Genomic DNA, 24,544 nt, shown 5'->3' with positions numbered 1-24,544 from the left:
GTTTCAAAAATTCCCCTATCAACATAACAACATTGTGCTGACATCCATGGTTAGCATCTTACTATTATCAGCATGTGGTGGCAGTGGTGATGAGCAGCCAACACCGACGCCAGAGCCACCTGTTGTCACCTATCCTGACTTTACCGATATTACCGCAAGTGGTGGCGATACAACGACCTATGATGCCGGTAATTCTGGGCATGGTTTTTCGACACCTGCACCTAATTTATCAGAGGGCGATTTAGCACTGCACCTTGAAGGTGATGCTAACTTTGAAATTTCATTTACTACAGCGCCTAATATAGAACATCCAGAATTAGATGGTCTAGGCCCTGTTTTCAATAATGCCGACTGTAACTCGTGTCATCAACGTGATGGACGTAACTCAACGCCTTTCCTGTCAGCAGATCAAACCCGGGTCAAGCTAGGGTCTGATGCGGGAATATTCTTGCGGATCAGTAAAGCTGCAGATGTTGAATGTACCCAAGGCAATGCTGCAAATAATTATTGTGCTCCAATCCCTGTGCCTGATTTTGGTGGTCAATTGTTTCATCGTGGCGTGCTAAAGGCGCGAGCAGATTGGCAAGAAAATGCCTTTGGCGGCCAAGCAGACGTTTACTTGTCATACGAGCGTACAACAGTGACTTATGACGATGGCACCAGTGTTGAACTTAAAAAGCCGATTTTTGAAGTTGAAAATCCATATGACGCACCTGGTGAGACAAAACAAAGCACCAACATTACCTCAAATTTACTTCAAGATGATGTGTTAATGGGTTGGCGCAATGGCATGCCAGTATTTGGTTTAGGCTTATTGGAAGCGATACCTGAAGCTGCCATTCTAGCACTAGCGGATGCCGATGATAGCAACGGCGATGGTATTTCAGGTCGTCCGAATTGGGTTTTTGATGCGATTAAAGATCGCAACGGAGATGACAACCCTGTCTCTCTTGGTCGTTTTGGTTGGAAAGCCAATACGCCAAGTGTAAGAGTGCAATCTTTAGGAGCATTACGTGGTGATATTGGCATTACTAACCCGTTATTTCCTGATGAAAGTGTGGCAGGTACTAGCCTTCACGACTCCTATTTAACCCGAACAGGTTTTGTTGATACCGGTGAAGATGAAAATGGTGAGCCTGAAGTTGACCAAGCGTTTAGTGATGCAGTGGTTTTTTATGCTGAAACCTTAGCTGTACCAGCCAGACGTAATGTTGATGACTCTGATGTACGTGAAGGTGCCCGTTTATTTGCATCAATTAACTGTAGTGGTTGCCATACTCCAAGTTTTACCACTAAAACTAGCGGTGATATTGGTGGCAGTGACATCATTGATTCATTAAAGGGCCAAGTGATTTATCCTTTCACAGATATGTTATTGCACGATATGGGTGATGACTTAGCTGATGGGCGCCCTGACTTTTTGGCTAATGGTAATGAATGGCGTACCCGCCCGTTATGGGGCTTAGGGTTAACTCAAACCGTTAATCCGCAAGCTGGATTTTTGCACGATGGCCGTGCAGCGACAGTTGAAGAAGCCATTTTATGGCATGGTGGTGAAGCACAAAACAGTCAAGAGGCATTCATGGCATTGAGCAAAACTGAACGTGATCAGTTAGTGTCATTCTTAATGTCACTTTAGTCGGCAAGTTATTATTAAGACAAGCGTGATGTCGTATTTGTAAATTGCTGATTTTCAAAATGTATAAGTGGGCATATCGTCAGATATGGCCACTTTTTTGTGAGCGAGACAAAAAAATCATCATTTAATTAGCTGCTATTGCTAATATGTCGTGATCTGATTCATGTAAATTTATTCGAGATTCAATTAAGCTAGTCTTTAAATGCAGTTAGTCTATTAAAAGACATTTTTGATACTGTAACTAACGTATCGAACAGCAGGGGAAACGTGTTAATTCTATCCCCATCTTTAAACTCGTTCTTTGTTTATCTTAGAGGTTAACGTGAGCAATATTTTAATCGTTTATTCAACAGTCCACGGCCAGACCCGTAAGATATGTGATTATATGCAAGAAAAGCTTGAGGCTGCAGGTGAAACTGTGACTTTATCAGCACTGCAAGATAAACCTGATTTATCGGCTTTTGATAAAGTGTTTATTGGCGCAAGTATTCGCCATGGTAAGCACCGCCCTGAGCTCTATCAGTATGTTGCTGCAAATAAAGCATTACTTGATACCAAACCCAATGGTTTCTTTTCAGTTAGCTTAGTGGCGAGAAAGCCAGGTAAAAATACGCCTGAAACCAATATGTATATGCAGGCATTTCTAAAACAAAGTGAATGGCAGCCTAAAGAACTAGAAGTGTTTGGTGGTAACCTTGACTATCAATACTATGGGCCGATGGATCGTAATATTATTCGCTTTATTATGTGGATCACCAAAGGGCCAACCGACCCGCACACAAAGGTGGAATACACAGATTGGGCTAAAGTCGACAATTATGTCGAAAGAATCCTGTCTGCTTAACATCATTTAAAGCCAACATATCGAATGTTGGCTTTATTTTTAGCCGCTAAAGCAATTTTATGACAATAGATAATCCGTGCTTTTGGCTAAAGACATACTGAGGATAGTTATGAATCAAGTGAGTAGATGGTGCCGCACCATTGCAGATAAACTGCATGTTATCGTCGTGGCCTTGAGTATCTTTTTAGTGGTAACGAGTCCATGGATATTGATTGGCAGTCGTTTACGTGCGAAAGCCAGTATTTGGGATAGCTTACATGTATACCTTGGCTTGGTTGCAGCCATATTCGGATTATTGTTTTTATTGAAGAACCTGTTAAATGGGCATTGGCGACAGTTTTTTCCGTGGCTAACATTGGATTTTGGTCAACTTGTTCAAGAAATAAAGCAAATACCGCAGGGGAGGTTACCCAGTTCAGGCGGCAAAGGGATTTTTAGTATCGTTGAAGGAATAGGCTTAGTATTGATGGCGCTGGTCAGTATTACAGGCATCGCATGGTTTGTTTATCAAGGGTCGAGCGATGCGTTAATGTGGCGAAAATATCACATCATGTTTGCTCAAGGCTTTGTTGGCTTTTTAGTTATCCATATCATTTTTGCAGCATTTCATATTATTGATATGGTAAGAAACTCTTGAGTGCAGTTTGACGTTATCTCAGTGTTATGGAAATCAAAACTGGCGGTAAGTAACGATTGATAAACTCATTTTAGATAGTAAAAAAAAGCCCAATCAAATGATTGGGCTTTTTGTTGTCCGATTAACAGCAATTGAGTGAGTTGCGTTATCGATTTGCGATGGTGATTACTTCTTTTCTAATGCTAAGTAATTCATCACATCAATTAGGTCACCAAGGGTGCGCATTTCATTCATGTTGATAGCGTATTTATCATTGACGATGAAAGTTGGAACGCTTTGTACTTGGAACATCACTTGCTGTTGACGCCATAGTGATAACTTTTTATTGGTGGCATCACTGTCTGCGATTTTGTCGTAAGTTGCACCATCAATACCATGAGCGGCAAAAACTTTTTTGATGTCATCACGGTTATTAATTTCTGGCTCATCATGTGTGTGGCCTGGTGCGCTATGATCGTGATGACCACCTTCACCTTGAATCGCTTGGAACATGGCAGTATTAAGCACAGCTGCATTACCCACTTCATGGATAACAGCTAATGAGCGCATGACTTCTGTGCCAATGTCGCTGTTCATAAAGTCAACGTGCTTAGTTTCGAAGCTGATGCCTTTATTCAAGTTGCTTTTAATTTCTGGCAGGTACTTACTTTCCATGTTGTAACAGTTATGGCAATAAAAAGAGAAGAACTCAGAGATTTTAGGCTCGCTTGAAGCTGGTGCATCAGAAATTTTAGTGTAATGCTGTCCTTCAACAAACTTAGATGGAATCTCAGCAACTTTTTCAGCCACTGCTTCAGTCGTGACTTCAACCGCTTTTTCATTCGTTACTTCAGCAGGTTTGCCACAGCCGGTTAAGGCGATTGTGAATGCCGCAAGTGCCATAGTAAATGCTATAGGTTTAATCTTAATCATTTCAGCCTCAATAAAAGTGTCACGTTACCCGCTGGTAGTCGTGAAAAATCTTAAAATAGTCTTAATTAAGCCAAAACTTAATTGCCTTAATCTTAACAAGAATTATGACCTAAACGATGATTTATTTCAGAGTTAAATATGTGATGTGGTACGGCTTTCTATAAAAATAAATAGGCGTAAAACGCGGTGTTATCCCGCTTTTGAGCGTAAAGTTTGCCATGCTTCACAAACTTGCCGAAACTGCTCAGCATCTCCATCTGGGCGATCAGGGTGGAGTTTTAAGGCTAACTTGCGCCACTGTTTACGAATATCTTTGTCGGTTGCGGTTTCGTTTAACTCAAAAATCCGTAAGGCATGAGAGTCGTGCATGAGCTGTTGGTTAGCCCCAATATACTCATGGTAACTTGTCCAAAAAGACTCGAGCATTTCTTTTACTACATTGGCACAAGTGTCGTAATGTTGCCAATCAAGGTAATAGTTTTTTAACGCTTCATCATGTTGTTGCTGGTGGACAATGTCATGGGGCAATACACGACATATTTTTATATCCATTGCTTGAACCTGGAGCCACTGCTTAGGTAAAAGCATGCTTTGTAATTCAAACAATGCATTCATCAATAAAAAGTTGCGTTTGAATAAATCCTTTTCAGGCAAAGGATCAAGATCATGCATCAAGCCTTTGGCTTGTAACGCACTGGCAAGATGGTGCACCTTCCAGCTTTGATGTTGGCCTTGAAGTAAAGTGAGTAGAGGCCAAATTAATGGGTTATCACTTTTAAGAGATAATGACTCATGTGATGAAAACGACTCTGGCTTAGCATTGTGTGCAGCAAGCATAGGGGCTATTTCACTATGAATGGGCAGTTAATTTACTATGCCACAGATGCACAGGGAGTCAATGGTGAAAAAATATTCAAAATGAGCTTATGCTTGAGCCATGAAAATAGCGTCAATTTGGGTGGGTTGGTTTAAATAATTGCTGAAATATGTCTAGTTTCAGTAACAAATATGACGTTTCGTCACATTGCTCAAAGACAAGCAGCTATCCTTGGTATAAAATTCGCCGCAATAAAAACGATAGGGGCCCAATCCAATGACAGATAAACATTACATCAGTGCGCAGCAGTTACTTGAAGACTCTTTTAAGCTTGCGGCGCAAGTATACGATAGTGGTTTTAGACCGCAATTTATTGTTGGTATTTGGCGTGGTGGTGCACCTATTGGTATTGCAGTACAAGAGTTTTATGATTTCAAAAATGTTGAAACTGACCACATCGCAGTACGAACGTCTTCTTATTATGGTATTGGAACTGATAAGCAAAGCAAAAAAATAAAAGTGCATGGCTTACATTACATTATTGAAAATGCCAATGCAGAAGACGGTTTATTGATTGTTGATGATGTTTTTGATTCAGGCCGTAGTGTGGATGCGTTAATTGATAAACTGCAAAAGTTTATGCGCAAGAATATCCCAACAGATATTCGAGTAGCATGCCCTTACTACAAACCCAAAAATACCGCTGTTGACTTAAAACCTGATTATTTCATCCATGAGTCTGAAGAATGGTTGGTTTTCCCTCATGAAGTGTCTGGGTTAAACCCACAAGAAATCGCTGAAGGGAAAAGTGATTTTAAGAATATTCAGCATTTGTTTAAGTAAAAGCAACGAAACTGGTTATTTTTTGCTAAACTAGCAAGCTGAACAGTGCGTCAATGATAGTGACATACACGTGGTTTTAGTCCGTGTTTAGCTACTATCTTGATGCATTTTTTATTACCTAGAAAAAGATAAACATCGATTATGAGTTCTGTAGAGATATTTTCGCCGACACCGCCTGTAACTAAGTCTACTGAAAAGAAACAGTTAGAGTTACTCGCACCTGCTAAAAACGCAGACTATGGTATTGAAGCCATTCGTCATGGTGCAGATGCAGTTTACATTGGTGGGCCAGCATTTGGCGCTCGTCATAATGCCGGTAACAGTGTTGAAGATATTGCTCGATTAGCTGATTTTGCTCATCGCTATCATGCGCAAGTATTTGTCGCATTAAATACGATTTTAATGGATGACGAAATTGAGCAAGCCCAAGGCTTAATTTGGGAATTATATGAAGCGGGTGTCGATGCACTCATTATCCAAGATATGGGATTATTGCAGTTAGATTTACCACCGATTGCAATGCATGCCAGTACCCAAATGGATAATCGCACCCCTGAAAAAGCAGTATTTTTAGAGCAGGTGGGATTCTCGCAAGTGGTATTAGCCCGCGAGTTAAACTTGCCGCAAATTAAGCAAATTGCTGACAACACCAAGCTTAAATTGGAATATTTTGTACATGGCGCATTATGTGTAAGTTACAGCGGTTTATGTAACATCAGTCATGCGTTTTCAAATCGCAGTGCTAACCGCGGTGAGTGTTCGCAAATGTGCCGCCTTCCTTGTGACTTGTCGACCCGTGATGGTGAAGTATTAGCTGAAAATGAGCATTTATTATCACTTAAAGATAATAACCAGACAGAAAACCTCGAAGCATTAATTGATGCTGGGGTGACTTCATTTAAAATTGAAGGTCGTCTTAAAGATATTAGTTACCTTAAGAATGTGACGGCTCATTATCGTCAACAGTTAGATGCGATTATTGATCGCCGCTGCGATCTAGAGTCGATGTCTCATGGCCGCAGTGAATTTACGTTTACTCCTGATCCTGAAAAGAGCTTTAACCGTGGTAAAACGGATTACTTTATTAATCAGCGCACCGCGTTGATTGAACATTTTAGCTCGCCTAAATACATAGGTGAAAAGGTCGGCACAATTGTTGGTGTTGGCCGTGACTTTATTAAAGTTGATAGTGCTAAAGCGGGTAAAACCATCGAATTTAATAATGGTGACGGTTTATGTTTTTTCATCGATGGTTACCAAAAACAACGTCTTTCTGATAACAAGACCAAAGGGCTGCGCGTTAATCGTGCTGACGGCAATACCCTGTTTTTAACTGATGTTAGTAAAGATTTGAAAGTGGGTGTTGAGCTATTTAGAAACTTTGATCATCAATTTGATGCGTTGTTATCTAAAGATTCAGCCACCAGAAAAATACGAGTGAATATGGTACTCAATGATACCGATAGCGGCATTGCATTGACCATTAACGATAACCACGGTCATTATGCTACTACCGAGCTTGAGTGGGCAAAAGAGCCAGCAAAAGACTATGCAAAAGCCGATGCCAGCCTTCGAACTCAATTAGGAAAGCTAGGTAATAGTGATTATGTATTAGGGCAGTTACAAGTGAACTGTGCCAACAGATGGTTTTTACCAGCATCGGTAATTAATGGACTACGTCGTGACGCTATTGCTGCTTTAGATGAGAAGCGTATTAATGGGTATCAACGACCTCTTCGAGGCGAGCACGACAAAGAAGCGCGCTTCCCACAGAAGTATTTGAGCTTTCTATCAAATGTCGCTAACGATAAATCTCGAGAGTTTTATCAGCAGCACGGTGTGATTCAAATTGAAGACACCTATGAAAAGAACCAAGTGTTAACCGATGCGCCATTAATGGTCACTAAGCACTGTTTACGATATAGCTTTAATTTATGCCCTAAAGAAGTCGAGGGTATTAAGGCTGATCCTATGGTATTAGATATCGGAAAAGATAGATTAAAGCTGGTTTTCGACTGTCAGAAATGTGAAATGATGATTGTTGGTTCAAACCAGTTAGTGAAACAATAAACTACGTATTGGCAGCAATGCCAAGTTGAGCATATTCGCGTGTAACGCGACATATTTAAGCTGTAATCAGCTAGGAAAACCGAGTAATGAGCAAAAGTAAGAAGTACGATTTTCGTGTGTTAGCCGTTGGCGATACCTTTAAAGCAGAAATCACCCGTCGTATGAGTGCAACCAAGACTGTTGTATCTAAAAGTCATGATGGCTTTGCAACAGAAGAAGAAGCGACTGCATGGGGCCAAAAAGAACTGACAGGCTTTATGGCCACACAGGCTGAGCGCAACAAACGCAAAACAGAAAAGAAAATTAAAGCAAAATCAATTGCAGACGCGATTGCTGCAGAAGCACTTATTGACGATGAAAATGAATTGAATCTAACTGATTCAGAGGATTAGCTTGAAGATTAGCAGTTAAAATAATACAGTAATACAACATTTTGGTGACATAGTTTGCTGTATTTTATTAAAAATTAACTAAACTTCACCTTTCAGCACCAATACCAAGGATGATTTCGGTATGAAAGCTTGCGCTACCCTAATAATAATTGGGGGGCTGTTATCATTCAGCCCTTCATTTAATGTAATGGCCAAAGAGCCACAACCATTTCTTAATACTATTACTGCAAACCTTGACTCAGAGGGCGGTTCAACTAAGAAAGAACTGTCAATTTTTTCAAATAAAGTCTCTTTTGTGTTACCCACTGGCTGGAAAATGGCTTTCAATGCTGAGCGTGGCACCATGTATAAAGCGGAGTTTGTTCCTGCTGGAGAGTCTCTTAGTGATTGGTCTGACTTATTTTGTATTCAAGGTTTTGAAGGGTTAGCTGACAATATCGAAAGCGCCCAGTTTTTAGATAATTTTGCTGATACCTACCAACAAAGTTGCCAAGGAGAAGTGGTTTATAACCAGTTGGGGATGACTCAAATCGGCGGTAAAGAAGCCTATCATGGCATTATTGGTTGCACGGCGATGAAAAACTTATATGGCGGCGCAACGTCACGTAAGCAGCAAGGTGAAATTGGTTATTACGCCGTGATTAAAGACACTGACGATTTATATTTAATGCATAAGTCAATGCGAGGAAGTGTATTTAGTCAGTCTAACCCGCCACTCAACGCCTCAAACCACCGTGACTTTATTTCGAATATGCTTACGGTAAAGTTCTCCCGTTAACGCGCCTCACCACAAATGCTTGTCGCAAACCTGTAAGCCGTTTCTCTAATCATATTATTCAACTTATTTCGCTAGCAGTTGAATAATATGATAGATCATCATTCTTTATATCAAAAAGAAACATTAACACGTTATAATGTAATCTGTTGTTATATGTAACTGATGAACAGTCGTGTAAACAATTCAAATTTATCGTCAATTTTTTGTGGTGCCCAGCCTCTATTTCATTCAATGAATAGAATTGGGATAATCGGGAAACCAGTGAAAACCTGGTACTGCCCCCGCAACGGTAATGGTGAGAACTGAGTGCGTTAAATAGGCTTGTTGGAGAACTGACAAGTCTATAACGTTTAAAATTCAGCTTCGTGAGTCACAATGGTGACTTTATCCTGAGTCCGGAGACCGGCCCAAAAAATGATTTTGAGATTTCGGTGGGCAGATCTCGAAATGTAGCCTTACTAGCCATGAGTGAATCATTGAGTGTCAATTGAACTTGATTTCATTCAAATTGCTAGCACCTATGCTGCGGCAAATATGCCCCATTTTTCCTTTTAGGAGTTAAAGGTAAATGGGTACTAATCCAACTAAAATCGCCACTGCACTGAGCCTGATATTAAGTGTTTCTGCTGCAAGTTTTGTTTCAACTGCTAATGCTGAAACGACGAATACACCATCAACTACTGAGCCTGCTGCTATCAATGCAGAAACAGAAACCATTGTGGTCATAGGTCGAAGTGAAGCTAACCCACTGAATATTGCTGCTAACGTGCACGTCATTGGCCCCGCAGACATTGAGATGAGCGGCGCTGTAAGCTTAACTGACTTACTACGCAGCCAAGCGGGTATTCAAGTGTCTGATAATAATTCAGGTACGACCTTTGCTATGCGTGGTTTTACCGCATCGCAAGCTGCCAGTAACACTCTTATTTTGATTGATGGTCGCCGTTTAAATAATATCGATATTTCAGCGCCTAGTTTGAATGCGGTAGCGTTAAACCAAGTTGAGCGTGTCGAAGTGCTATATGGTAGTGCTGGTGTCGTTTACGGTGATCAAGCCGTGGGTGGTGTCATTAATATTATCACTAAAGCTCCTAACGGAACTGGTGGTGGTCTTGAGCTAAGCGCTGGTAGTTTTGATACCTATGAAGCTAAAGGTGATATTTCTGGCCAAATCAATGATGCATGGCGTTATTACTTAGCGGGTAGCTACAACCAAAGCGATAACTATCGTGATAATAACGAGAGTGAAACGGGCTCTATTTTAGGACGTTTACAGTATCAGTCTGATAAACAGCAGTTTTTTGTAGAAGCCAGCTACTATGACGATAATCGTCAAGCACCAGGTGCTTTAACCTTAGCGCAATTTGAAGATGATCCTAGTCAAGCTGCACCATTCACAGATGATGACTACACCCATGAAATGACCACAGCACTGCGTAGTGGTTATGAGTATCAATTAACTAATGAGTGGGCTTTAGCCGCTGATATAAATTATTCAGATACCTTAACCACTAACTTTTTATGGGGGAGTGCTGGGCGAATTGAGCGTAACTTATTTAGCTTTTCACCTAAAGCGACGGGTAATTACCAGTTAGAGCAAGGTGATTTAGACATTGTCGCTGGTATTGATTTAAGCGTTGGTGAAGCTGATTTTGATCTGGCTTACACTCAAAGAAACAATGAACAAAAAATGGCAAGCGTTTACGTTCAAGCCTCGGTGCCATTAACAAGTACATTATCTTACGTCGTGGGTGGCCGCTATAGTGAAGTGACTGATGATTTAACCGATCAAACTTTATATCCAAACGGTGTCGAGCTTGATAATGACGCCCATGCATTTGAGTTAGGTTTAAATTATCGTCCAAGTATCGAACATCGCTTTTATATTCGTGCTAATGATAACTTCCGTTTTGCTAAAGTTGATGAGCAGGCTTACACACCAGTAACCACAATAGGGTTGGACCCACAAACTGGTCGTTCATATGAAGCAGGATGGGATTGGACAGAAAGCTTATACACCTTCAAATTAAACGCTTATGTACTCGATTTAGAAGATGAAATTGTTTATGACGCTGGGCGCACAGATGGCCCACAAGGTGGCGGTGCAAACGTTAATGCGGATGCATCTCGCCGTTTTGGGGTTAACACCAGCTTTGATGTTCAATTATCAGAAGATTGGTTATTAGGTGCATCATATGACTACATTGATGCTGAGTTCACTGAAGGTGAAAATGAAGGTAAAGCTTTGTCTTGGGTTGCTGAACATAATGCACGTGCTTATGTCAGTTATGACATTGCAAGTGAGTGGCAAGTGTTTGCTGAAGGCATTTACACCGGTGAGCGTTATATCGAAGGTGATAATGCCAATGTTGACCCTAAATTAGACAGCTATGTGCTAGCTAACCTTGCATTGAACTACACTCGTGATAATTGGTCTGCAAGTTTGCGTGCGGATAATTTATTTGATGAAGAGTACGTTAGCGCTGGCTATTACTCTGCATGGGGTAATGGTTATTATTCAGGGAATGGCCGCTCTGTACGTTTGACTGCTGGATACCGTTTTTAGAAGTGATTATTTTTTAAACGGTGGCAAAAATCCAAACAGGATAAAACACTAGAAAAATTAAAGCCGACAACTCGCTTGTCGGCTTTTTGTTTGATTAAGGATTAATTACTTGACCTTTATGCTGCTTATGTGGATAAATCTCGTTAGAGAAATATAAAAATGTGAAAGGGAAGCAGTACAATATGACCTATCTTGAGCAACAAGTGTTAACTCAAGTCAAAGCTATTATCGGCAACGAAGAACAAGTGATTGGTCGTCGCGGTATTTTGATCCCTTTGAAGAAAGCCCTCATTAATGAAGCTGATATCCGTGTGTTAATTGATATCGTTTCTAGCGATCCTGCGTTAGCTGCACACTTATTATGGCGAAGTAATACGGCTCAAGCTGGTGGTATTATTTCGACTAAAAATCGCAGCATTAAAGATGCACTTATCCGTTTAGGTCAAGTGAATATTTATCGTTACGCGTTTTCATTTTATTTAAAAGAACGTCTTGATGAGCTTAAAGAACCATACAGTAAATTGGTTAAAGGTTATTGGGCGTTAACTGAAAGTATCGCCGTCGATGCGGTGCAGCATCTACGTGATATTGAAGAAAGCGATCAACCGATTGATATTGATGCTGATGAAGTGCAAACCTTAGCCTTATTCAGCGTTTTTGGTCAGGTAATAACCTTGAGTGCATTTGCGTTTTTAAATGCCGCATCAGAAAAAGCTATCTCACTACAAGTGATTAAAACCCTCATTGATACTCAACAACAAAGCCTGTCTATAGAAGCATTTGAAGCATTAGGGCTTGATGATGATTTACGTAATGAGTTTATGATTGCTCATAATATCAAGCAGACAGATAATGCGAACTCTGCGGGCATGGTGTTAAGACATGTTTTAGCGAAACGTAATGTTTTGATAAATCCACTATCTGATATCGATTCGTGATGTAACTCATTCCTCAACTGTTTTTTAAATATCAAATCTTAAATAACAAAAATGCCACTGTATCAGTGGCATTTTTTTATGGTGTCTCTAACACTTTCTTGCTTTAGTGTTGTTGAGCTAACCTTTGCAACTTTAACCCTTCAGCAGCAACTAGGGTCAACCACTTTTGAATCAAGTTGGTGTTAGCAGCATTACGACGGTAAGCCGCAAATAATGGCCGTTTAAGGCCTTCTGCTCCCAGTCTCACAGAGGATAGGTTTAGCCCATGGCTTTCGTTAATTGACCAACTTGGTAATGCGGCAATACCGTCATTGCATGCAACTCGTTGTAACAGCATTGCGGTTAAATCACATTGTTTCTGCTCACCCGCTTCAACACCAGCAGGCTCTAAAAAGTGCTTATAAATATCTAAGCGTTGCAGCGGTACTGGGTATGAAATTAGGGTTTGTTTAGCCAGTTGTTCAGGTTTAATAAACGTTTCTTTTGCTAATGGATTATCGTTAGCAACAACCAACTTTACCTCAAAATCAAATAAGTGTTGGTACGCTAATGCATGTCCTGGCACAGGATCTGAGGTGAGCACAATATCGAGTTCGCCTAGCTCTAAAGCATTTAAAGAATCAAATAAGTGACGGCTCGACAAATCGATACGACCATCAGGTGCTAATTGTTTAAATGCTTCAGTGACAGGCATTAACCAACGAAAACAACTGTGGCATTCAATCCCCAATTTTAATGACTGAGATTCTGCATCTAAACCTTTTTTCAAATCAGATTCGGTGACCATCACTTTAGGTAAAATTTCTTCGGCAAGGTTCAGTAATCTTGCCCCCTCTTGAGTAAACGATAATGGCTTACTTTTACGGATAAAGATGGCTGAATTAATACGGGTTTCCAATTCTTTAATTTGGTGTGATAGCGCTGATTGGGTAACGAACCGTTTTTTGGCAGCACCAGCAAGGCTACCACTCTCTTTTAGTGCCATCAAAGTACGAAGATGTCTCAGCTCTATCATATTATCCTCACATGAATTTTGCTCAACTTACGGGTGAAATCAATTCGATTGCTTAATGACAGACTATCACAATAAACTTCTAGACGTCCAGACGCCTGTGTAATTAATTTACAGAAATGTGTGTTTTTTGTTAATTTAATGGCGTTTTTGATATAGGAATTACAAGATTAATGTTTATAAGTCCCTACAATGTTTAATAATTTGCCGTTTTGAGTAAGAGATGAGCACTGAATAACATTTGATATGAATTTCATCACCCAGATGGCTGAGCTTGTTGACGGTCGAATTGTAAAGGGGATCCATCTGAACAGTTCTATGAAGCTAATGTCGTAGGTGACAAATGCTGATTAAGCTCAGTGAAGTAGCATTGATATTGCTGAAATTAAGCAGACTTTAATAGATTACCTATACTGAATAAATCTTCTTATTTAAGTAACGGAGTGATAATGAGCCATACATACAAACTGATTGAATTAACGGGATCTTCTCCCATTAGCTCAGATGATGCGATTAAAAATGCGATAGCTGCAGCGAATAAATCTATCAAGCATATGCGTTGGTTTCAGGTCGTAGAGACAAGAGGGCATTTAGAAGAAGGGTTAATTGCTCATTGGCAAGTGACAATTAAGGTGGGCTTTACCTTAGATCAAAGTTAATGGTTTTTATCTGTAATCAGCGCAAATGTGGATGGTAATCTTATGCTCATTTGTCGCTGATTTTGTTTATTCATCTTTAATGAGGCTATGCATTTCAGTTATGATATTGCGCCTTATTAATGGTGACTATGCATCTCTAGGTAAGCCTTTTTCGATACTTCTCACCACTCGCAGTGTTTTACGATTAACCGCGTTTTCATGGTTTTGTTGCTGCTCATGAAGTGCCCAGTCAATGTGTTCAATGACCATTTTATCAACTTCTTCAGACAGCTTTTTAGCATTAAGTGCGCTAATAATATTTTCACTATAAGGTGCGTTGCCTAGTGCAATAGCGATATTACGTAACCAATTTCTGTGGCCTATACGACGTATTGGGCTACCTTCAGTTAGTGATAAAAACTGCTTTTCGCTCCAAGAAAATAGAGTTAATAAATCCGGTTGTATTAATTGCTGGCGAATATGAAAGTCGCTTTGTTCTGTCAGCGGTGCTCTTGCGTTAATAGGGCAAACTAGTTGGCAGTCATCGCAGCCATAAATGCGATTGCCGATGGCCTTACGGAACTCAAGCGGAATAGCGCCCTGAAGTTCGATGGTTAAATAAGAGATACAGCGACTACCATCAACAACATTATTGTCCAAAATGGCATTGGTTGGACATGATTTAATACAGGCAACACAGGTATTGCAGCTTTGCTCTATTGGAATATCAATGGGTAATGGCACATTAGTGAGCACTTCACCTAAGAAAAACCAACTGCCCGCTTCAGGGTGTAACAACAATGAATGCTTACCGGTCCAGCCTAAACCTGCTTTTTCTGCGAGTGGGCGCTCAAGGATAGGCGCTGAGTCGACAAAAGGTCGAAAGTCGACTCCTGTAACACCAAGTGTTTGGCAATGAGCGACAATTTTATCGCCAAGTTTTTTTAGCTGCTTTCGAATGAATTTGTGATAGTCACGACCGCCAGCGTAGCGAGAAATATAACCTAGATTTGGGTTAGCAAGATTGGTTGCAAATCCGGCCTGTGGAGGAAGGTAATCCATTCTAGCACTCAATACTCGAACGGTACCTGGGTGCAATTCATGGGGCCTTGCCCGCATCATTCCGTGGTTGGCCATATAGCTCATTTCACCATGGTAACCTTGGTCCAGCCAGTGTTGTAGCTTAGGTTCTTGTTCTGCTAAATCTGTGTCTGTGATGCCTAATTGAGCAAACCCTAACTCGATAGCCCATGCTTTAATTAAGCGCGCAAGGCTGGTTGATTCTTGTGTGGTGAGGGCACGGCTTAACACTGGCGGTATGCTGGTGGCTTGGGGGTTTGGAACAGGCTGAGTGTTCGTAGCCGAAGGTAGATTAGACATATGACATAAACACGCTTTGCAACTGTGATGATATCGATATTATACGTGTTTATGCATTAGTCATCATCATGAAAGTAAACGATTTGGTTTCGACCTTGGTGTTTTGCTCTGTAAAGCGCCAAATCAGCTTTTTTGATTAACTGAGATAAGGTGGTTTCTCCGTGGCTAGTGCTGACGCCACCACTGATTGTGACCTCAAGGTTGTCACTAAAATTGGAGAATTGGTATAAATTAACGCTTGCTGAAATTTCCTGAGCTAAGCTAACAGCAGCTTGAGAACGGGCTTTGGGGAGCAAAATGATAAATTCTTCTCCTCCGACACGCCCTGCAATATCATCCTCTTTGATGTGTTTACGAATAATATTAGCAACAGCTTTTAATACTCTATCACCACATACATGACCGTGGTTATCATTAACCTTTTTAAAGTGGTCGATATCAATCGAAATAATAGAAAGAGGGGCTTTATCTTGAATATGCTTATCAAACGCACTATTGGCTCTACGATAAAAGCTCAATCTATTGGGGAGTTGAGTCAATAAGTCTGTTAGCGCTAAATACTTTAATTGCTTAGACTTTTTATTAAGAAATACACTGAATAACACTAGTGTGAGTACTGATGCTACTCCTAACATCAATGCCAAAACCTGTAAGCGTTCATTATCCTGTCTGATAACAAGTTGCTCATCTTTAAGTTGATGAAAGGCGACTAACTCTGCGTTTTCTGCTTCTAATTTTTGGCTATCAAATCGAACGCGCATCTCTGTACTAGCTTGGTTTTTAAGGGCTTTATCTAGCAATACATGAATGTCGTATAAGGCTAACTGTGCTTCGTACGCTTGTTGCCACCATTCAAGTGATTCATAAATTTCAACTTGTAGTTTGAGCAACATCTCGTGGCCACGTTTATTGTTATTTTTATCAAATCCCGCAATGGCTTTTTCTAAATGGGGTAATGCTGCTTGTGTTTGACCGAGTCCATGTTTAGCTTGGGCTTGGTGTAGTTGCAAGAAACTATAGTGGGTATCAACAGCTGGACTGACGATGTTTTCGTATTGATTTAAATAGTTGAGTGCTTGCTGATATTGACCTAGGTGTATAAGTGCCGATGACATATCAACAGCAACCCGGGCGACGAATGTGGGGTCGGTATGCACTTTTTGATAATAATTGTAAATCGATAAATAGTTGTCTGCTGCCTTTTGATATTGTTGCAAATCTTCATAGGCGTAAGCCATATCGTTTTTTACGATCATGACTAAGGCCGTTTGTCCTGTTGAACTAAATTGACGTTCAACTTCCTGGTAGTATTTAAGTGCTGTGTCAGTTTCACCTAATCTGCGGTAGGTAATCGCTAAATCAAGTAACCCTAAATGTTCTAGTGTTGGTAAGTTAAGCCCTTGATAGATTTCATAAGACTGCAGCAAGTTTTCTAACGCAATAGCAAAGTCACCAGTATAAGAAGCAATTTGACCTAGCATGGAGTAAGCGTCAGCTATTAAGCGTAAGTGTTCGATTTGTTTAGCGTCAGCTAGCGCTTGTTTTATTAATTTATTTGCGTTGTTTATTTCACCACGGTAGCGCAGGAGCGTTGCTTCACATAGTGATAGTTCAATGCGAATGGCTTGTGGCATTTCTGGGTAATTTTCATAGGCATTGATAATGAAACTTGCTGCCTGCTCATTTTGTTCTGGCTCAAAAAAGTTAAAAGCTAAGCATTGTTTAGGTAACAGTTTATGGGTTCTAACCATGTCACCTTTAGTGATCATTTGCGTGAGTTGCTCTATGGTTTGTGGATAGCGTTCATCATTGATATCGCCATGATCAACGATGGTAAACAGCGCATCAAATTCAGGGTTACTGAATTCATTGGCTTCCAGTGTATTGGCCAAAGATGTGATTGATACCAATAAGCTTAATAAACTCAAGCAACTCATTAGCAACGCGGGCAGCCTTAAAAAATGCTTCATTGCTGTTCCTCCCTTTCATGAGAGGAGCAATCTTGAAAATGAACCGTATTATCACGCCCGTTATTTTTCGCTTTATAAAGTGCAATATCGGCTTGCTTTAACTGAGTTGAAATTGTGGTTGATGACGTCACACTACTGATACCAATACTGGCGGTAAAAGGTTTATTCATTGCCAAGGAGGTCGTGTCTATTAATTTTATTTTTTGGTTAATGTTGGCAGCAAAACGAATAGCTTGCGCTTTATCGGTACTTGGCATGATGATTAAAAACTCTTCGCCACCAATACGAGATAAGGTGTAATCTTTATTCAGTATGCTTAAACATTGCTTAGCAATGAGTTGAAGAGCACGATCTCCCACATCATGACCGTATTGATCATTGACTGATTTAAAGTGGTCAACATCTAAAAGTAAAATCGAAAATTGGTTTTTTTGTGCTAATAACTTATTTAACACTTGATAAGCGAATAATCGATTGGGCAGCTCAGTGAGGGGATCTGTTAATGATAAACTTTTGTATTGAATTGATTTTTTTATTAGCTTTATTAAAAACGTCACAAGAATAATAAAAAATACCGCAGTTAACATTAACGCTATGTATTGTAATCGCTGCTTTGTTTTTAGAGCTTCAAGTTGTTGTTCTTTCAATGCTTGAAACTGCAATAATTGGTCTTGTTGATCTTCGAGTTGTTTAGAGTCGAATCGTATTCTCATTTCAGAGTTATAGGTTTCTTGTGTTGCTTTATCCAGTTCAAGATGGATAGTCAGAAATTGATGATGCCAATGATTAGCCGTTTTGTAATCCTGTTGTTGGGCAAAGTATTCACTAATGAGTTGGTAAATAAGGGAAAGCCCTTTTTTATTATTGTATTTTTTAAAGCTTCTTTCAGCTTCTATAAAATGACGTAATGCTTGCTCATTGAGTGATTGCAAGAAACGTAATTCAAATAGATAAGCATGCATATAGCCATAATGAGAGAACATTTCTTCATCAATAATGGTTTGTGCATCAGTCAGAATCCTATCCGCTTCTTCTAATCGTGACAGTTTGATTAACGGTGCAGCCATATCGACTTTAATACGCGTTTGATACAGCTGGTTGTTCGATTTATTGGCGACGTTTAATACATCTTGAAAATACGCTAAAGCGGTTTGATATTCACCATTATCAAGTTTTATGTAAGCCAATGAATGCTGAACAATCGCCAGTAAAATGTGACTTTGGTTTTCAATGAGACGCTGCTCGGCAATGCCATAATAATATAGTGCTTTATCGTTATCGCCTAAGCGTCTGTAAGCACTCGCCAATTCGATAATATTCAAATTAGCCGAGTTTGTATGGCCGATTTTTTGGTGAAGCTCATAGGACTTGCTAATGCTTTCTATAGCATTAAAAAACTGGTTTTCAAATAACGCCTGTTGACCAATAGAGTTATGAACACTCGCTAATACATTTTCATCGTTAAGTTCTGTCGCTGAGGCTAGCATTGCTAGGTTGATTGCTTTAGCTTGCTCATGCTTACCAAGGTAACGTAGTGCTTTAGAGCGGCAAAGGTTCAATAATATCGGGGTGCTTTTCGCATAATAATGACCGTTTGATATTGAGTCTGTTGATTTGATTAAGGCGTGCAACTTATCAGTTTCATGTGCACGAACTTGTTTACATGTAAACGTCTTAAGAGCTTGAAGGCGAGGTAAATCATTAGGAGCAATAAGGGCTTCAAGCTCCAGCAATTTTTCATCGGTGAATAACGTGCCTGTCAGTTCATCATTATTGAACTGATTAAAAATATCGTCTGCAGCTTGGTTTTGTATAGGGTTAGCGAAAACGTGTTGGGTAAAACAACCTAATAAAATCAAACATAGACAAAAAGTGAGTTTAATAATTGGACTCGTAATCTTGTTTATAAAAGGCCAATAATGTCGTTGACACAGCAATGTGTTATACCGTTTTAACGCAGTTTCTTCCTGCAGATTTTGCTTGATAAAGTGCATTATCGACACGCAAAAGCATGTTTTCAAAATTATCGCCATTTTGATAATGCGTGACGCCTGCACTGACCGTTTGTTTAAGCTCTGGCGCGATAGTATCCCAATCAGCGTCAGCAATTCTCACAATAAGCCTACTTGCGATATCATAAGCTTGTTGTTCATTTGCCCCAGGTAATAAAATCAGGAACTCTTCCCCTCCGACTCTACCAACAGTATCGGATTTACGCATCAACTCTTTTGCTATTTTAGCAAGTTTTATCAACACTTTGTCGCCAATGTCATGTCCTAGCGTATCGTTGACTTTCTTGAAATGATCCGCATCAAAAGAAATAACCGAAAATTGGCTATGCTCGGTTTTTGCTTGGTTAATATATGTTTTAGCTAACGCGTAGGTATGGCGTCGGTTAGCCAGTTTCGTGAGCTCATCAGTCAATGCAAGATCTTTGAATTTTTGTTTGCGCTTGACTTGTTTTACCGCATATATGGTCACGATGATTAAAATGATCGCGACCAATATAATGATAATGTTTTGCAATCGTTTGTTTTGCTCAAGCGCTGCTAATTCTTTTTCCTTTATGAGCTGTATTGAGAGTAAGTTTTGATTTTCAGCTTCAATTTTATCGGTGTTAAACCGTGCTCTCATTTCACTATTTCGACTCGTTAGACTGAGTTGATCAAGCTTATGATGAACGTTGAGATAATCTGTTAGTGCTTGATGAGCAGATTGGTAATCTTTAATGGATAAATAGATTTGATTTCGTAGAGTGTATAGCTGGCTTAACCCACGATCGTTATTGCTAACATTAAATCCTGATTCAGCTTCTTCAGCATATTCCAGCGCTTTTTCGGGATGTTGTTTAATCAGTGCCGCTTGGGCACTGAATAATTTCATGAAACTAAAAAGGCCATCAAATTCAATTGTGACTGTATTTTCTGCTTGCTCTAAAATTTCAACAGCTTCATCTACTTGATTCAACTTGATTAATATTCCTGCCATATCTACAGCAGAAGCAGCAGCTGAAAGTGAATTCTTTTGTTGGTGCCAATATTGGTAACTTTTTTGATGTCGCTCTAAAGCCAATTGATTATCACCTAATGCCTCATAGGAGTACGCTATTTGCGTATTGGTATCAAACGCTTCTACTAGCTGATTATTGTCTAGGTATGCTTTTTCAAGTTTGAGTTGATATGTCAGTGCCATTTGCGGGTCGCCAAAACGGCGATAGCTATTGGCTATTTCACTTAAATTAACCCGTGCCCAGTAAGCTAGGTTGAGTTGTTCATACATGGATTGAGCAGGGATTAGGTCTTCAAGGGCACCAGTGTAGTCACCTTCATAAGATAACATGGTGCCTCTCATGCTTCTGCCATCTGCTATTAAGCGCATATTTTCAATCAAATACGCTTCTTTAATTGCTGCGTCATAATCCAATTTCGCTTGTTCCGGCTTACCTGAATATTGGTAATGTGAACCGCGGCATAATAATAAATCTGCATGCAGCTCTGAAGGATAGCTTTTTTGATGCGCCTCCATTAATACTTCGGCATGCTTGATGGCTTTTTGAAACTCTTCGGTCGTTTCAGAAGGATGGTACCAACATTGGAGTGGGATCAGCTTTTCACGTTGCTTTATATCGTCAGCTGGGATTAATTGATCGAGCTCTGCAAGATACTTATTTAATAACTCAAGATCGCCTTCTTCTCCCAAAAAAAATATCTCAAATAACTGATCTATTCGTTGTTGAGAGGAGGCGCTGCTTGCTGTTGCTACTTGAGTTAGCAAAGACACGCTAATAGCGAAAGCGAGTGCATATTTAAGCAGAGTGTTAATTAGGTTTTTCTCATGTTGTTTATAAATATTATTCCATTATGGCATATAATTATAATTGTTCAATCAAGCGGCTAAAAGTAAATGCAATGTATGTATTTTGTGCTTAAAACTAATTAAATTAGTTGCTTAGTGTTACTTTAATAACATTTGTTTTGGGTATAATAGTTAAATTATTATAAACTAAAACAAATGTACTAGTCAGGTGTCTATTCACTTTGTTAACCTTCTCAAACATCATTTAAATAATTGCGAAAAAATACCAAAATAAAATAATGGTAGTAGATTTTTTTAGGTGAATCCGGGGTGGCAAAATGAATTTTTACTCGGCAATACAATAAAAATCTTAACTTGAGAAATAATTAATGATTGAAAGAACTGCTGAATATCAAGCTACTGCAAAAGCGATTTCGTTTAATGTGGCAAATAAAGTTTTGCCTATGGATAAGTTGCCAGAAACTCTTTTAGAGGCTTATGAAGGCTTATTTAAAGAACTGATCCAAGACAATGCAGGCTTATTTGAAAAAAGTTGGCAGAGTTTGCCTGCAAGTGCGCAAAAATTGATGCCGCAAGCTGAGTTTCATGGGTTTTATATTGCCAATGCTTGGATGCAGTTGAGTCGTGTAGCTCAAGAAATTGCTGATGAAGCAGACTCAGACGAAGCGATCGATGAAAAAGAATATGATGGGGTGTTTGGCCGATTAGCCGAACAGTCACTCAAAGAAAGTATTAAGAAATTAAAGAAAGCAAGAACTGACCGTTCTTTATTAAATAGCTTCAAACAAGTGATGGCTATTTAAGACAAGTGATTACGCATTTTGGGAGTGTAAATGTCTTTATTATCAACTAAGCAGATCCAGTGGCCTTGTGAGTTAAGTGAAATCACTAAAGCTGAAATCATGGATCTGGCTATCGAAATTGATGGAATTGATCGTTATTCCACTTTGATCGACGGTGACCAACAACGCGGTATTTATTATTGTGTTCAAGGATTAGGAACATTTGCAACGACAAGTATTGATAACCGACCATTAGCTAGCTTTATTTTTGGTAAGCAAATGTGGGTGGGTGCTGTTGCTATTGAGATATACCCCAAAATCAATTTATACACCTGTGAGCTTGAGCCGCTCAAAAGTTTGTTTTTTCCAAAAAGTGAACTTAATGAGTTGGCGAAAAGAAACAATGAGGTTTACAAACTTTTGTACAGTATTATGCGTACAAATAGCCCCAAAATTGTTCAAGGTATGCATTTGTCTTTCTATGGAATTGAAGAGCGTATTGCGTTCTTTTTATTGGAATTAGTACGAAGTAAGAAGTCGACTAATATTCCTAGAATCGAAATTAAAATTACCCAGCAACAACTTAGCGAAATCGCTAACGTTAGCCGACCAAGAGTCAATGAAGTATTGAATAAACTAGCTCAAGAAGGGTTAATTGAATTGGTTCGAGGTAAGCTGTATATCAATGATTATGCAGCCTTAGCTCAGTCTTTAGAAGACAGAGTGGTGATGTAAATTTACCTGTGAAGATATAAAAAAGCCTAGCTAATTTAGCTARGCTTTTTTGTGGCTGATTTGCAGCACTAGAAAGAAGTGCGTCGGTAGCGACGGTACTCAGGTTCCCAGAAATTACTATCAATTTTCTGCGTTAATAGCTCATCAGGGCAAGGTAATGCCAGTTCTTGTTCAATGGCTTTTTTAGCAACAGCAAAAGCAATGTATTTACTCACCTCTTGAATGTCTTCAAGGGCGGGGAGTAATGAACCTGTGCCGTTTTTACCTAGAGGAGAGCATTCAGAAAGCGCACGGCTTGATGCCATAAGCATTTCATCTGAAACTCGGGTTGCTCCGCTGGCTAATACACCCAAGCCAATACCTGGGAAGATAAAGCTATTATTACATTGAGCAATCTCATAGGTTTCACCTTCGATGACAACAGGCTCAAACGGACTGCCTGTGGCAACGAGTGCTTGACCGGATGTCCAATGCAAAACGTCTTTCGGTGTTGCTTCAACACGACTTGTTGGATTAGATAATGGGAACACAATTGGGCGTTCGCAATGACTGTGCATTGCTCGAATGATTTCTTCAGTGAACAAACCTGGTGCGCCAGAAACCCCAATCAAGACAGTTGGTTTAGCGTTATTAACCACATCCAATAATGAAATATGATCGCTAAACCCATCCCATTGTTGAACATTCACCGTTTTTTGAGCCAGTTTTTTCTGGAAATATAATAGAGTAGGCATGTTATCTAATAGCAAGCCCCAACGGTCGACCATAAACACTTGTGAACGGGCTTGCTCGTCAGAAATACCTTCTGCCACCATTTGCGCCACGATGGCCTCGGCAATACCGCAACCTGCGCTGCCAGCCCCTAAAAAGGCAACACGCTGTTGACATAATTGGGTTCCAGCTGCCTTACATGCTGCGAGAAGTGAGCCTACGGTAACTGCAGCGGTGCCTTGAATGTCATCATTAAAAGTACAGAATCTGTCTTTATAACGCTCAAGTAACGGCATTGCATTTTTCTGCGCAAAATCCTCAAATTGGATCAGTGCATCAGGCCAGCGACGATTGACCGCCTGCATAAATTCTTCAATAAAGTCGGCGTATTCTTCGCCGCCAATACGAGGATGACGCGACCCCATGTACATAGGATCATCTAATAAATTAGGATTATCTGTGCCCACATCTAATGTGATTGCAAGACAATAAGCCGGACTAATACCGCCACAGCTGGTATACAGCGACAATTTACCGATAGGGATCCCCATACCGCCAATGCCTTGGTCACCCAAGCCTAAAATTCGCTCACCATCTGTTACGACAATGACTTTTACTTTATGGCGAGTCGAATTATTGAGAATGTCATCAATACGATCTTTGTTATCGTATGAGATAAATAATCCACGGTTACGACGATAGTTTTTTGAAAAACGCTCACAGGCGAGCCCCACAGTTGGGGTGTAGATGATAGGCATCATCTCACTGATATGGTTACGAACTAATCGGTAGAATAAGGTTTCGTTAGTGTCTTGGATGTTGCGCAAATAAATGTGCTTATCCAAATCATTACTAAAACTTTTATATTGCTCGTAAGCACGTGATGCTTGTTCTTCAATGGTTTCAATGACCCAAGGAATAAGCCCTTCGAGGTTAAAGTAAATGCGTTCTTCTTCACTAAAGGCTGTGCCTTTATTTAGCAAAGGAGACTCAAGAATGGCTGGACCTGCGAAAGGAAGATAGAGGGGGCGTTTATTATCGTCCATTGGAAACCTTATTGTCAG

At 39.9% G+C, this 24,544-nt stretch carries 20 protein-coding genes and 1 riboswitch; of the genes, 12 read left to right on the top strand and 8 right to left on the bottom strand.

All coding sequences use genetic code 11. The features are described 5' to 3' along the window. Window positions 1–46 precede the first annotated feature (46 nt). The 3 genes from A9267_RS07400 (at window position 47) to A9267_RS07390 (ending at window position 3,120) form a co-directional block, all read left to right on the top strand. Window positions 47–1,639 carry a di-heme oxidoredictase family protein gene (locus A9267_RS07400; protein WP_065108782.1) on the top strand — a complete coding sequence of 531 codons (1,593 nt, stop codon included), beginning with the start codon at window positions 47–49 and terminating at the stop codon, window positions 1,637–1,639. 322 nt (window positions 1,640–1,961) lie between these two features. Next, window positions 1,962–2,483, top strand: coding sequence for a menaquinone-dependent protoporphyrinogen IX dehydrogenase (gene hemG / locus A9267_RS07395; RefSeq protein WP_055026475.1), 522 nt, complete (start codon window positions 1,962–1,964; stop codon window positions 2,481–2,483). Between the two features lie 109 nt (window positions 2,484–2,592). Further along, window positions 2,593–3,120, top strand: coding sequence for a cytochrome b/b6 domain-containing protein (locus tag A9267_RS07390; RefSeq protein WP_055026474.1), 528 nt, complete (start codon window positions 2,593–2,595; stop codon window positions 3,118–3,120). Between the two features lie 165 nt (window positions 3,121–3,285). On the opposite strand, the gene A9267_RS07385 is transcribed toward A9267_RS07390, so the two are convergent. Together A9267_RS07385 and A9267_RS07380 are read right to left on the bottom strand one after the other, a co-directional pair. After that, the gene (locus A9267_RS07385; protein ID WP_372037643.1) at window positions 3,286–4,032 is read right to left on the bottom strand and encodes a thiol:disulfide interchange protein DsbA/DsbL; all 747 of its coding nucleotides are present in this window, start codon (window positions 4,030–4,032) and stop codon (window positions 3,286–3,288) included. A 189-nt stretch (window positions 4,033–4,221) separates the two neighbouring features. After that, the gene (locus tag A9267_RS07380) at window positions 4,222–4,869 is read right to left on the bottom strand and encodes a DNA-J related domain-containing protein (RefSeq protein ID WP_065108746.1); all 648 of its coding nucleotides are present in this window, start codon (window positions 4,867–4,869) and stop codon (window positions 4,222–4,224) included. Window positions 4,870–5,125: 256 nt separating this feature from the next. Here A9267_RS07380 and A9267_RS07375 point away from each other — a divergent pair, with 256 nt between their 5' ends. The 6 genes from A9267_RS07375 (at window position 5,126) to A9267_RS07350 (ending at window position 12,436) form a co-directional block, all read left to right on the top strand. Next, a complete protein-coding gene (locus A9267_RS07375) occupies window positions 5,126–5,692 on the top strand; it encodes a phosphoribosyltransferase (RefSeq protein WP_055026273.1) in 567 nt (188 codons plus the stop codon). A gap of 141 nt (window positions 5,693–5,833) precedes the next feature. Next, a complete protein-coding gene (locus tag A9267_RS07370; protein ID WP_065108745.1) occupies window positions 5,834–7,762 on the top strand; it encodes a peptidase U32 family protein in 1,929 nt (642 codons plus the stop codon). Between the two features lie 86 nt (window positions 7,763–7,848). Next, window positions 7,849–8,154: a DUF3622 domain-containing protein gene (locus A9267_RS07365; protein ID WP_065108744.1), complete on the top strand. Its 306-nt coding sequence runs from the start codon at window positions 7,849–7,851 to the stop codon at window positions 8,152–8,154. 121 nt (window positions 8,155–8,275) lie between these two features. Then, window positions 8,276–8,932: a hypothetical protein gene (locus A9267_RS07360; protein ID WP_065108743.1), complete on the top strand. Its 657-nt coding sequence runs from the start codon at window positions 8,276–8,278 to the stop codon at window positions 8,930–8,932. A gap of 188 nt (window positions 8,933–9,120) precedes the next feature. Continuing rightward, window positions 9,121–9,357: riboswitch (cobalamin riboswitch) on the top strand. A gap of 143 nt (window positions 9,358–9,500) precedes the next feature. Then, entirely contained in the window at window positions 9,501–11,498 is a 1,998-nt protein-coding gene (locus A9267_RS07355; RefSeq protein WP_065108742.1) for a TonB-dependent receptor, read from the top strand. Window positions 11,499–11,680: 182 nt separating this feature from the next. Next, window positions 11,681–12,436, top strand: a complete 756-nt coding sequence (locus tag A9267_RS07350) for an HDOD domain-containing protein (protein ID WP_055026268.1) — start codon at window positions 11,681–11,683, stop codon at window positions 12,434–12,436. 103 nt (window positions 12,437–12,539) lie between these two features. Here the strand turns inward: A9267_RS07350 and A9267_RS07345 are convergent, their stop codons facing one another. Then, entirely contained in the window at window positions 12,540–13,451 is a 912-nt protein-coding gene (locus A9267_RS07345; RefSeq protein WP_065108741.1) for a LysR family transcriptional regulator, read from the bottom strand. A gap of 446 nt (window positions 13,452–13,897) precedes the next feature. On the opposite strand from A9267_RS07345, the gene A9267_RS07340 reads away from it, so the two are divergent. Beyond that, window positions 13,898–14,107 (top strand): dodecin, encoded by a 210-nt coding sequence (locus A9267_RS07340; protein WP_055026266.1) that lies wholly within the window; start codon window positions 13,898–13,900, stop codon window positions 14,105–14,107. Between the two features lie 126 nt (window positions 14,108–14,233). Here the strand turns inward: A9267_RS07340 and queG are convergent, their stop codons facing one another. The 4 genes from queG to A9267_RS07320 form a co-directional block, all read right to left on the bottom strand. Beyond that, window positions 14,234–15,466 carry a tRNA epoxyqueuosine(34) reductase QueG gene (queG, locus tag A9267_RS07335; RefSeq protein ID WP_082972264.1) on the bottom strand — a complete coding sequence of 411 codons (1,233 nt, stop codon included), beginning with the start codon at window positions 15,464–15,466 and terminating at the stop codon, window positions 14,234–14,236. 56 nt (window positions 15,467–15,522) lie between these two features. After that, window positions 15,523–17,436 carry a tetratricopeptide repeat-containing diguanylate cyclase gene (locus A9267_RS07330; protein WP_065108740.1) on the bottom strand — a complete coding sequence of 638 codons (1,914 nt, stop codon included), beginning with the start codon at window positions 17,434–17,436 and terminating at the stop codon, window positions 15,523–15,525. Continuing rightward, entirely contained in the window at window positions 17,433–19,295 is a 1,863-nt protein-coding gene (locus tag A9267_RS07325) for a diguanylate cyclase domain-containing protein (RefSeq protein ID WP_197495516.1), read from the bottom strand. Before A9267_RS07325 ends, A9267_RS07330 begins: the two co-directional genes overlap by 4 nt. An 82-nt stretch (window positions 19,296–19,377) precedes the next feature. After that, a complete protein-coding gene (locus A9267_RS07320; RefSeq protein ID WP_082972262.1) occupies window positions 19,378–21,210 on the bottom strand; it encodes a sensor domain-containing diguanylate cyclase in 1,833 nt (610 codons plus the stop codon). A 410-nt stretch (window positions 21,211–21,620) separates the two neighbouring features. Here A9267_RS07320 and A9267_RS07315 point away from each other — a divergent pair, with 410 nt between their 5' ends. Then, entirely contained in the window at window positions 21,621–22,055 is a 435-nt protein-coding gene (locus A9267_RS07315) for a DUF3069 domain-containing protein (protein WP_055026262.1), read from the top strand. 30 nt (window positions 22,056–22,085) lie between these two features. Beyond that, on the top strand, window positions 22,086–22,769 hold the full coding sequence (locus tag A9267_RS07310; RefSeq protein ID WP_065108737.1) for a Crp/Fnr family transcriptional regulator: 684 nt from the start codon (window positions 22,086–22,088) through the stop codon (window positions 22,767–22,769). A gap of 68 nt (window positions 22,770–22,837) precedes the next feature. Here A9267_RS07310 and A9267_RS07305 read toward each other — a convergent pair whose 3' ends face one another. Continuing rightward, complete coding sequence (locus A9267_RS07305; RefSeq protein ID WP_065108736.1) at window positions 22,838–24,526, bottom strand: NAD-dependent malic enzyme; 1,689 nt, start codon at window positions 24,524–24,526, stop codon at window positions 22,838–22,840. Window positions 24,527–24,544 lie beyond the last annotated feature (18 nt).

Source organism: Shewanella sp. UCD-FRSSP16_17, assembly GCF_001675935.1.
Lineage (GTDB): Bacteria > Pseudomonadota > Gammaproteobacteria > Enterobacterales > Shewanellaceae > Shewanella > Shewanella japonica.
The sequence above is the reverse complement of the archived record's forward strand: the minus strand, read 5'-3'. Positions and strand labels throughout refer to the sequence as shown.